This window comes from Cellulomonas citrea (genome assembly GCF_009829685.1).
GTDB classification, from domain to species: domain Bacteria; phylum Actinomycetota; class Actinomycetes; order Actinomycetales; family Cellulomonadaceae; genus Cellulomonas; species Cellulomonas citrea.
The window spans coordinates 1-9,422 of the sequence record NZ_VWSD01000116.1 but is presented as its reverse complement, the minus strand read 5'-3'; the positions used below and the strand labels follow the sequence as shown (position 1 = coordinate 9,422).

Here is a 9,422-nt window from a genome sequence, read left to right as displayed (position 1 = left end):
GTCGTGCTGGCGACCGACGCAAGGCTCGCCGCGGCGGCACAGGCTCTCACCGACGACCCGGTGTCCACGGCCGTGGCCTGCGCGGCTGCGGCGGCCGGTGGGCCGTCCGTCCAGGTGGTGCACGCCGCCCTGGCCAGGGTGCGCCGGGCGCGGGTCGACGACGACGACCAGCTCCCCGCGGCCCTGGCGGCCCTGCTCGACGACCGGGTCGACGTGCTCACGGCGGCCCCGGCGTCCGGCGCCGAGCCGTCGGTGCTCACCGACCTGGTGGCGGGGCGCGACATCGACCTCGTGCTGCTGGCTCCGGGCGGCGTCGGCCGCGGCTGGCTGCTGGGCGCCGAGTGATGGTGCGGCTCGAGGGGCAGGTCGACGAGCCCGACCTGCTGGCCCGCCCGCTGGCCAGGGTCGTCGCGCCCGGTACGGCCCGGGCCCTGGCGGCGCTGGGCCCGCGGACCGTGGGCGACCTGCTGCGCTACTACCCGCGCCGGTACGACGACAAGGGCACCGCCACCGACCTGGCCGGCCTCGTCGAGGGTGAGCACGTCACGGTGATCGCCCAGGTGGACCGCGCGGTGCTGCGCTCGACCCGGACCGGCAAGGCCCTGCTGGAGGCGGTGGTCGGTGACGGGGTGCACGAGCTGCGGATCACGTTCTTCGCCGGCCACCCGGCCAAGCTGGCGCACCACCGGGCCGCGCTGCAGCACGGGCAGCGGGCCTACTTCACGGGTGTGGTCAGCCGGTACAACGGGCAGCTGCAGCTCACCCACCCGCAGTTCGAACCGCTCGAGGACGGCGACGACGAGCGGGCGACCTGGCCGGCCCCGGTCTACGGCGCGAGCGCGGCGATCTCGTCCTGGCAGATCGCCAAGGCCGTGCACACGGTGCTCGACCCGATCACGACCGACGAGGTGCCCGACCCGCTGCCGGACGAGGTGCGGGCCGAACGTGGCTACCTGCCGCTCGTGGACGCGCTGCGTCAGGTGCACGAACCGCACACCGCGGACCAGTGGCGCGCCGCCCAGGCCCGGCTGCGGTTCGAGGAGGCGTTCGTGCTGCAGGCCGAGCTGGCCCGCCGGCACGCGCGGGCGGCCGAGCAGCTCGCGGTGGCCAGGCCGCGTCGCACCGGCGGGTTGCTCGACGCGTTCGACGCCCGGTTGCCCTTCGCCCTCACGGACGGCCAGCGCGCGGTCGGGCAGGAGCTGTCCGCCGAGCTGGGGCGCACCGTGCCGATGCAGCGGCTGCTGCAGGGCGAGGTCGGGTCGGGCAAGACCGTGGTCGCGCTGCGGGCGATGCTCCAGGTGGTGGACGCCGGTGGTCAGGCGGCCCTGCTCGCGCCGACCGAGGTGCTCGCCGCCCAGCACCTGGGCACGTTGCGCGCGTTGCTCGGTGACCTGGCCGAGGGCGGTGAGCTCGGCGGTGCGGAGGGCGCCACCCGCCTGGCGTTGCTCACGGGTTCGCAGTCGGCGGCCTCCCGTCGCCGGGCACTGGCCGATGCGGCCGGTGGTGCCGCCGGGATCGTGGTGGGCACCCATGCGCTGCTGTCGGAGCAGGTGCAGCTGGCCGACCTCGGTCTCGTCGTGGTCGACGAGCAGCACCGGTTCGGCGTCGACCAGCGCAACGCGCTGCGGGACAAGGCACGCGGCTCGGTGCCGCACACCCTCGTGATGACGGCCACGCCGATCCCTCGCACGGTGGCGATGACGGTGTTCGGTGACCTGGAGACGTCCACGCTCACCCAGGTCCCGGCCGGACGTGCTGAGGTCGTCACGCACGTGGTCCCGGCCGACCGGCCGGCGTGGATGGAACGCACCTGGCAGCGGGTGCGCGACGCCGCGACCGACGGCGGCCGGGCGTTCGTCGTCGCACCGCGGATCGACCCGGACACGACGTCGGACGCGGCCGGACCGGACGGAGTCTCGGGGGGCGGGGACGACGAGGCCGACCTGCTGCTGGTCGACACCCGCCGCGCCCTGTCGAGCGTCGTCGAGGTCGCCGCGCAGCTCGGTGAGCGTCTCGCCCCGGTGCCTGTGGCGGTGCTGCACGGGCGGATGCCGCCGGAGGACAAGGAGCGGGCGTTCGCCGACTTCGCCTCGGGGCGGGCGCCGGTGCTGGTCTCGACGACGGTCATCGAGGTCGGGGTCGACGTGCCGGCCGCGACCGTCATGGTGGTGCTCGACGCCGACCGGTTCGGGCTGTCCCAGCTGCACCAGCTGCGCGGCCGGATCGGCCGGGGGGACCGGCCTGGGCTGTGCCTGCTCGTGTCGGCGGCGCCGGAGGGGTCCGACGCGGCCGAGCGGTTGGCGGCGCTCGCGGCGACCCGGGACGGTTTCGAGCTGGCGCAGCGCGACCTGGAGCTGCGGCGCGAGGGGGACGTGCTCGGTGCCGCACAGTCCGGGGTCGCGAGCTCGTTGCGGCTGCTCCGGGTGACGCGGGACGGCGCGGTCATCGAACGTGCCCGCACCGCTGCCCGCCGGCTGGTCGCCCAGGACCCGGAGCTGGCGGGGCACCCCGCGCTGCGGGCCGCCATCGAGTCGCTGCTCGTCGGCGACCGCGAGGAGTACCTCGACAAGGCCTGACGGCGGCCGGAGCACACCGGGTGCCCGGCTACCCTGGCGGGCGTGGCGAAGCCGGTGGTCCGTGCGAACAAGCTCCTCGTGGGGTACGGCGGTGCGCCCGTGTGCGCCCCGGTGTCCTTCACCCTGCCCGAGGGCCGCGCGCTGGCCCTCGTCGGTGCCAACGGCGCCGGCAAGTCGACGGTGCTGCGGGCGGTGATCGGCCTGCTCGAACCGTCCGGCGGCTCGCTCACCGTGCTGGGCGAGGACGTCGACGAACGGTCGGTGCAGTTCCGCGCGAAGGTCTCCAGCGTGCTGGACGACGACGCGTACTTCCCCGCGCTCACCGTGGCCGAGCACCTCTACCTCACCGCGCGCGGGCACGGCATGCTCGGCGCTCGCGAGCTGGTCGACGAGCTGCTCGAGGAGTTCGGGCTGACCGAGCACGGCCGTTCGCTGCCGACGGCGCTGTCGTCCGGTCAGCGGCGCCGGCTGCTGCTCGCGGCCGGTTTCGTGCGTCCGCGCACCCTGCTCGTGCTCGACGAGCCGGAGCAGCGCCTCGACCTGCGGATGCGTCAGGCGCTGGCCGAGCGGCTGGTGGCCGAGAAGGAGGCCGGCGGTGCGGTGCTGTTCGCCACGCACGACGCCGAGCTGGTCCGCGCCGTCGCGGACCGTGCGGTGTACGTCGACGACGCCTCCTCCCCGTTGCTGGGGGCCGACGAGGCCGCCGACCGGATCGCTGCGGAGCCGGCGTGAGCGACGAGTGGTCGCCTGACCCGGTCCCGGGGGAGCAGCACGTCACCCTGGAGGGCTGGCCCGCCGTGGCCGAGGCCGATCTGGGGGAGGTGCCGTCGGCGGTCGAGCTGCGGCGGTTCACCCGCAAGGCCGCGCGGACCCGCGCCGGTGCGAGCCTCGGCTCGCTGCTGGGTGACGTCTATTACGCAATCGTCGTGGCCGGCACGGGTGTGCTGCTCGGGCTCGGCATCGCCCAGCAGCTGCGGGTGGCGCTGCCCCCGCCGCCGGTGACGGGGGACTTCAGCCTCAGCGTGCCGACCCTCGTGGCCGTCCTGCTGCTGGCGCTGGCCGGGGGGCTGCTGTCGCTGGCGGGACGTCTGGGACCGGTGGGCGCCGGGGGCGCCGAGGCGGCGTGGTGGCTGGGGCTGCCGGTGGACCGGCGGGCGCTGCTGCGTCCGGCGGCGCTGCGGCTGCCGGTCGTCGCAGCCCTCGTGCTGAGCCTGCTCGTGGGGGTGCTCGACGGGGGGCTGCTCGCCGACGACGGCGGGCACCTGCTGCGCGGCGCGCTCAGCGGTGCGCTCGCCGGGGTGCTCCTCGTGCTGGCGGCCGGGCTGGCGCAGACCCTCGGGGCGAGCCGGCGGGCGATCGCGGTCGTCGGTGACCTCGTCATGCTGGCCGCGCTGGTCGCGGCGGTGCTGCTCGCGACGGCCGGGCTGTCGTTCGACCGGCTGCCGGTGCCGACGTGGTCGCTGGTCGCCGTCCTCGCTGTGGTCGTCGCCGGGCTCGCGCTGCTGATGGACTCGCGGCTCGCGCGGATCAGGGAGCGCGGGCTGCGCGAGAGCGGGTCGGTCGCCTCGCAGGCGGCCGGTGCGCTGGTGTCGATGGACTCCCGTGAGCTCGGCCGGGCGCTGTCGGACGGGTCGGCGCGGCCCACGCGCCGGTGGGTGTCCGCGCTGCGCACCGCGCGCGGCCCGGCCACGGCACTCGTCACGGCCGATCTGGTGGTGCTGCGCCGGTCGGTGCGGCACCTGGCGCAGCTCGTCGTCACGGCGGCCGTGGTGGCCCTGGTCACGGTGCTGCCGCAGCTGGCGACCGAGCTGGGGGTCGTCGTCGCTGTCCTCGTGGGCGGCTACCTGGCCGCCTCGGCGACGGCCGAGGGTGCCCGTCGGGCCGAGATGGCCCCGATCCTCGACCGGCTGCTGCCGCTGGGCCCCACGGCTGTCCGTCGGCTGCGGATGGTGGTCCCGGCTCTCGTCATGCTCGTCTGGTCGCTCGCGGTCTTCACCGCGCTCGGGCACTGGGCGGGGAACCTGCCCGGCTGGCTCGCGCTCGGGATCGCGTCGACCCCGGCGTGGGCCGCCGCGGCGGTGCGTGCGGCCTACCGGCCGGCCCCGGACTGGCAGAAGCCGCTGGTCTCGACCCCGATGGGGGCCCTGCCGACGGGGGTCGCCTCGGTGCTGGCGCGGGGGCCGGACGTCGTCGTGCTCGGCATGCTCCCGCTGTGGATCGCGATCGTGCTGCGCTCGGTGAGCCCGACCCTCGTGATGGCGCAGGTGGTCACCTCGGTGGTGGCGGTGCTGGTCGCCTCGTCGACGAGCACGAAGTCGTTCATGGAGCGTGCGATGGAGGCCCAGGAGGCCGACCGCACCGCCCGTGGAGGCACCGCGCGGTGACCCGGATCGTGGCGGGCCAGGCCGGCGGGCGGACGTTGGCGGTCCCGCCCCGGGGCACCCGGCCGACGAGCGAGCGGGTGCGTGAGGCGTTGTTCTCGCGGCTCGAGCACGTCGTGGGCCTGGACGGTGCGCGCGTGCTCGACCTGTACGCCGGCTCGGGTGCGCTCGGGCTGGAGGCGGCCAGCCGCGGTGCGCAGCTCGTCGTCCTGGTGGAGCACGACCGGGCGGCCGCCCAGGTGTGCCGCGCGAACGCGGCCTCGACCGGGTTGGCGCAGCGGGTGCGCGTGGTCGCCGACCGGGTCGAGCGGTTCCTGGACGGTGGCACCGACCGGTTCGACCTGGTGCTCGTCGACCCGCCCTACGCCGTCGACGGCGACGCGCTCGACGCGGTGCTCACCCGGGCTGCGGACCTGCTCGAGGAGGACGGCTGGCTCGTGGTCGAGCGGTCGACGCGCTCGCCCGGGCCGAGCTGGCCGGCGGGTCTGACCGCCGAGAGCGACCGGCGCTACGGCGAGACGCACCTGTGGTTCGCGCGCCGCTGAGCGCCGCGGGTGGGTGCCCCGCGCCTACGACGTAGGTTGGGTCCGTGCACATCGCCGTCTGCCCGGGGTCCTTCGACCCGATCACCTTCGGCCACCTCGACGTGGTGCGTCGCGCCCTCACGATGTTCGACGAGGTGGTCGTCGCCGTCGCCACCAACGACGCCAAGGTGCCGCTGCTGCCGGCGCAGGTGCGCGTGGAGCTGGCCCGGCAGGTCGTGGCGGACCTGCCCCGGGTCCGGGTCGGCCTGGTCCCCGGGCTGCTGGCCGACTACCTGCAGGAGCAGGGCGCGTGCGCCGTCGTCAAGGGCATCCGGGGTGCCTCCGACGTCGACGCCGAGGTGCCGATGGCGCTGATGAACAGACACCTGTCGGGTGTGGAGACGGTGTTCGTCGCCGGTGACCAGTCGCTGGCGCACATCGCCTCCTCCATGGTCAAGGACATCGCACGGCACGGTGGGCGGATCGACGACCTCGTGCCGGGGCCCGTCGTGGCCGCCGTGCACGCCGCGCTGGCCGAACGGAAGGGTGGGCGATGAGCGAGGAGCAGTACGAGCGCACGGCGGGTGTGGCGGGCGCGCTGGACGCGATCGAGGAGACGGTGACGGCTGCCCGGTCGATGCCGATGTCCTCGTCGGTGATCGTGAGCCGGCCCGAGCTGCTCGCCCTGGTCGCCCAGGTGCGCGAGGCGTTGCCCGCCCAGCTCGATGCAGCCGACGAGGTGATCGCGGACGCCGATGCGGCGCGTGCGGCGGCCCAGGAGCAGGCGCAGGCGGTGCTGGCGGCCGCGCAGGAGCAGGCGCAGGCGCTCGTCGAGGCCGATGCCGTGGCTGTCGCGGCACGTGAGCGCGCCGCGCAGATCGTCCAGCAGGCGCAGGCCGAGGCCGACGAGCTGCGCCGCGAGGCCGACGACTACTGCGACCGTCGGCTGGCCGAGTTCGAGATCGACCTGGGCAAGGTGCTCAGCCAGGTGCAGGCCGGCCGGGCCAAGCTCGCCGGGCGGCTGGGCCCGACGCTGTGACGTCCCGTGCGGTGACGTCCGTCGCCGGGTGCCGCGCGGCGCAGGCCCGGTCCGGCGGTGGCGTTTGGCGGCCGGTGCTGGGTGCCGTAGACTTCCCCGCTGGTCCTGCCGCTCGTGGCGTGGGCCGAGATCGATGAGGGGACCTGCGACTGTGCGCCCAGTTCACCTCGATCCCCGGTCGCCCTTCGTGCTCGAGACGCACGATCTGGGGCGGCGTCCGGGATCGATGCGGACGGTGCAACGCCTCGTGGGTGCCCCCGACGGCCTCGGCACTGCTGTGATCGGCATTCCCACCGGGGCTGAGCTCGAGCTGGATGTCCGGCTCGAGGCGGTCACGGAGGGCGTCCTGGCCACCGGAACCGTCCGCGGTCGCGCGGTCGGGGAGTGCGTGCGGTGCCTGGAGGAGGTCGTCGACGAGGTCGACGTGCCCTTCCAGGAGCTGTTCGTCTACCCCGAGCGTGCGAAGGTCGCGGCCGAGGACGGTGACGAGGACGACGAGGACCTGCGCGAGCTCGACGGCGATCTGATCGACCTGGAGCCCGTGCTGCGGGACTCGGTCGTACCGGCTCTGCCGTTCCAGCCGCTGTGCCGCGCCGACTGCCCGGGCCTGTGCTCGCAGTGCGGTGCGCGGCTCGCGGACGACCCGGGCCACGCGCATGACCTGCTTGACCCTCGCTGGGCGGCCTTGACCGCGTTGGCGGACGACGACGAGACGAAAGAGGGCTGACCAGTGGCGGTTCCGAAGCGGAAGATGTCGCGCAGCAACACCCACGCCCGCCGGTCGCAGTGGAAGACCACTGCTGCCACGCTGAGCACGTGCGCGCGCTGCAAGGGCCTGCACCTGCCGCACACGGCGTGCCCGACCTGCGGCGCCTACGGCGAGCGCACCTACGCCCGCGCCGTGCGCAGCGAGCACGAGGGCAACTGACACGAGTCGCGCGTCGATGAGCAGCCCGCGTACGCCGGCGCGCGCTCCGGCCGCACTGCTCGAACGGCTCGGGGTCGATCTCGACCCCGAGCTGTTGGTGCTTGCCCTCACGCACCGGTCGTTCGCGCACGAGGCGGGCGGGATCCCGACGAACGAGCGCCTGGAGTTCCTGGGCGACACGGTCCTGGGTCTCGTCGTCACCGAACAGCTCTACCGGCGGCTGCCGGACAACTCCGAGGGCGACCTCGCGAAGATGCGCGCCGCCACCGTGTCGCAGCGCGCGCTGGCCGAGGTGGCCCGCACGCTCGACCTGGGCTCCTTCGTGCTGCTCGGCAAGGGTGAGCTGCACACCGGGGGCCGGGACAAGGACTCGATCCTCTCGGACACCGTGGAGGCGCTGCTCGGCGCCGTGTACCTGGCGCACGGGCTGGAGACCTCCCGTGAGCTCGTGCTGCGCCTGGTCGGCCCCACGCTGCGTGCGGCCTCCGACCTGGGCGCCGGGCTGGACTGGAAGACCTCGCTGCAGGAGCTCGCCGCGGCCCGGTCGCTGGGCGCCCCGTACTACGACGTCTCGGGGGAGGGCCCCGACCACGCCCGGGTGTTCACGGCCCGGGTGCTCTTCGCCGACGAGGAGTACGGCCGCGGCACCGGTGCCGCGAAGAAGATCGCCGAGCAGCAGGCCGCCGAGATGGCCTACCGCGCCCTGTCCTCGTCGACCCAGGACGACGAGGTGACGGACACACCCGCCGCCCCGGCCCCCGCCGACGTCGAGCGGACCACGGCGGGCCGCGCGGACCGCTGAGCCGGTGCCCGAGCTCCCCGAGGTCGAGACCGTCCGTGCGGGTCTGGCGGACCACGTGCTGGGTCGCACCGTGCGCGACGTGCGGGTGCTCCGCGAGTCGGCGGCACGCCGTGCCCCCGGCGGCTCGGCCGAGCTCGTCGTGCGGCTGCGGGGGCGCACGCTCGTCGCGGCCGTCCGTCGCGGGAAGTTCTGCTGGCTGACGCTCGACGGGCGCGACGAGGCGCTGCTCGTGCACTTGGGGATGAGCGGCCAGATGCTCGTCCAGGCCGCGGGCACCGGTGCGGACGAGCACCGGCACCTGCGGGCCGAGCTGGTGCTGGACGACGGCAGCGCGCTCCAGTTCGTCGACCAGCGTACGTTCGGGCATCTCACGGTCGTCGACCTGGTCCCCACGGCCGACGGCCTGCCGGCGGGCGCCGGGTCGCCGGACCCGCTCGTGCCCGAACCCGTCGCGCACATCGCCCGGGACCTGCTCGACCCCCACCTGGACACCTCCGCGGTGGTGGCCCGGCTGCGCAGCCGACGGACCGGGCTCAAGCGGGCACTGCTCGACCAGCAGCTGGTCTCCGGCATCGGCAACATCTACGCCGACGAGGGCCTGTGGCGCGCCGGGCTGCACCACGCCCGCCCGACGGCCACCGCGCGCCCGGCCCAGGTGACGACGCTGCTGGACGCGACCGCGCAGGTGATGCGCGAGGCCCTGGCCGCCGGGGGCACGAGCTTCGACGCGCTCTACGTCAACGTCAACGGCGCATCCGGCTACTTCGACCGGTCGCTGGCCGTCTACGGGCAGACCGGTCGCCCGTGCCCCCGGTGCGGCACGCCCGTGGTCCGTGAGGCGTTCATGAACCGGTCGTCGTTCAGCTGTCCGCGGTGCCAGCCGCGGCCGCGTCAGGGCCACCGGTAGCCGGCCGCACGAGGTTGCGCAGCGGGCGCCCCTGCACCAGGCGCACGAGGTTCTCGCCGATGAGCTCGTCCGCCCCGACGGGGCGTCCGCCGGCCGCGTGCGGGCTCAGCAGGATCCTCGGCTCGTCCCACAGCGGGGAGTCGGCGAGCGAAGTCATGGGATGTCCTGTCGTCTCTGGGATGTCAGTGCAGGGCGATGGGGTGGTTCCGCGGCTCTGGGAGAAGGGAGGACGTGTGGTTCGGGGCGGCCGGCGTCACAGCGCGGA

The 9,422-nt window shown here is 75.0% G+C and carries 12 protein-coding genes; 11 read left to right on the top strand and 1 reads right to left on the bottom strand.

All coding sequences use genetic code 11. From position 1 onward, the window contains the following. The 11 genes from F2B26_RS12075 to mutM form a co-directional block, all read left to right on the top strand. The coding region (locus F2B26_RS12075) for a hypothetical protein (RefSeq protein WP_210766850.1) at positions 1 to 345 on the top strand (345 nt) is incomplete at its 5' end. Next, a complete protein-coding gene (locus F2B26_RS12070; RefSeq protein WP_159809694.1) occupies positions 345 to 2,576 on the top strand; it encodes an ATP-dependent DNA helicase RecG in 2,232 nt (743 codons plus the stop codon). The genes F2B26_RS12075 and F2B26_RS12070, both read left to right, overlap by 1 nt. A gap of 42 nt (positions 2,577 to 2,618) precedes the next feature. Continuing rightward, positions 2,619 to 3,308 carry an ABC transporter ATP-binding protein gene (locus tag F2B26_RS12065; protein ID WP_159809692.1) on the top strand — a complete coding sequence of 230 codons (690 nt, stop codon included), beginning with the start codon at positions 2,619 to 2,621 and terminating at the stop codon, positions 3,306 to 3,308. After that, entirely contained in the window at positions 3,305 to 4,960 is a 1,656-nt protein-coding gene (locus F2B26_RS12060) for a DUF6297 family protein (RefSeq protein WP_235929640.1), read from the top strand. The genes F2B26_RS12065 and F2B26_RS12060 overlap by 4 nt, the downstream gene beginning before the upstream one ends. Then, the gene (gene rsmD, locus F2B26_RS12055) at positions 4,957 to 5,502 is read left to right on the top strand and encodes a 16S rRNA (guanine(966)-N(2))-methyltransferase RsmD (protein ID WP_159809690.1); all 546 of its coding nucleotides are present in this window, start codon (positions 4,957 to 4,959) and stop codon (positions 5,500 to 5,502) included. The genes F2B26_RS12060 and rsmD overlap by 4 nt, the downstream gene beginning before the upstream one ends. 44 nt (positions 5,503 to 5,546) lie before the next feature. Further along, complete coding sequence (gene coaD / locus F2B26_RS12050; protein WP_159809688.1) at positions 5,547 to 6,038, top strand: pantetheine-phosphate adenylyltransferase; 492 nt, start codon at positions 5,547 to 5,549, stop codon at positions 6,036 to 6,038. After that, positions 6,035 to 6,520 carry a hypothetical protein gene (locus F2B26_RS12045; RefSeq protein ID WP_159809686.1) on the top strand — a complete coding sequence of 162 codons (486 nt, stop codon included), beginning with the start codon at positions 6,035 to 6,037 and terminating at the stop codon, positions 6,518 to 6,520. The genes coaD and F2B26_RS12045 overlap by 4 nt, the downstream gene beginning before the upstream one ends. 133 nt (positions 6,521 to 6,653) lie before the next feature. Beyond that, a complete protein-coding gene (locus F2B26_RS12040) occupies positions 6,654 to 7,247 on the top strand; it encodes a YceD family protein (protein WP_159809684.1) in 594 nt (197 codons plus the stop codon). 3 nt (positions 7,248 to 7,250) lie between these two features. After that, positions 7,251 to 7,448 (top strand): 50S ribosomal protein L32, encoded by a 198-nt coding sequence (rpmF, locus tag F2B26_RS12035; protein ID WP_159809682.1) that lies wholly within the window; start codon positions 7,251 to 7,253, stop codon positions 7,446 to 7,448. 16 nt (positions 7,449 to 7,464) lie between these two features. Next, the gene (gene rnc / locus F2B26_RS12030) at positions 7,465 to 8,250 is read left to right on the top strand and encodes a ribonuclease III (protein ID WP_159809679.1); all 786 of its coding nucleotides are present in this window, start codon (positions 7,465 to 7,467) and stop codon (positions 8,248 to 8,250) included. Between the two features lie 4 nt (positions 8,251 to 8,254). Further along, positions 8,255 to 9,157 carry a bifunctional DNA-formamidopyrimidine glycosylase/DNA-(apurinic or apyrimidinic site) lyase gene (gene mutM, locus F2B26_RS12025; protein ID WP_159809677.1) on the top strand — a complete coding sequence of 301 codons (903 nt, stop codon included), beginning with the start codon at positions 8,255 to 8,257 and terminating at the stop codon, positions 9,155 to 9,157. On the opposite strand, the gene F2B26_RS12020 is transcribed toward mutM, so the two are convergent. Continuing rightward, positions 9,111 to 9,314, bottom strand: coding sequence for a hypothetical protein (locus F2B26_RS12020; RefSeq protein WP_328698677.1), 204 nt, complete (start codon positions 9,312 to 9,314; stop codon positions 9,111 to 9,113). The two genes, mutM and F2B26_RS12020, sit on opposite strands and share 47 nt — an antisense overlap. Positions 9,315 to 9,422: the final 108 nt, after the last annotated feature.

Bases quoted from the DNA above. Each gene is read 5' to 3' on its own strand.
- F2B26_RS12070 (WP_159809694.1), top strand. From the start codon at position 345: ATGGTGCGGCTCGAGGGGCAGGTCGACGAGCCCGACCTGCTGGCCCGC.
- F2B26_RS12045 (WP_159809686.1), top strand. From the start codon at position 6,035: ATGAGCGAGGAGCAGTACGAGCGCACGGCGGGTGTGGCGGGCGCGCTG.
- F2B26_RS12040 (WP_159809684.1), top strand. From the start codon at position 6,654: ATGAGGGGACCTGCGACTGTGCGCCCAGTTCACCTCGATCCCCGGTCG.
- rnc (WP_159809679.1), top strand. From the start codon at position 7,465: ATGAGCAGCCCGCGTACGCCGGCGCGCGCTCCGGCCGCACTGCTCGAA.
- F2B26_RS12020 (WP_328698677.1), bottom strand. From the start codon at position 9,314: ATGACTTCGCTCGCCGACTCCCCGCTGTGGGACGAGCCGAGGATCCTG.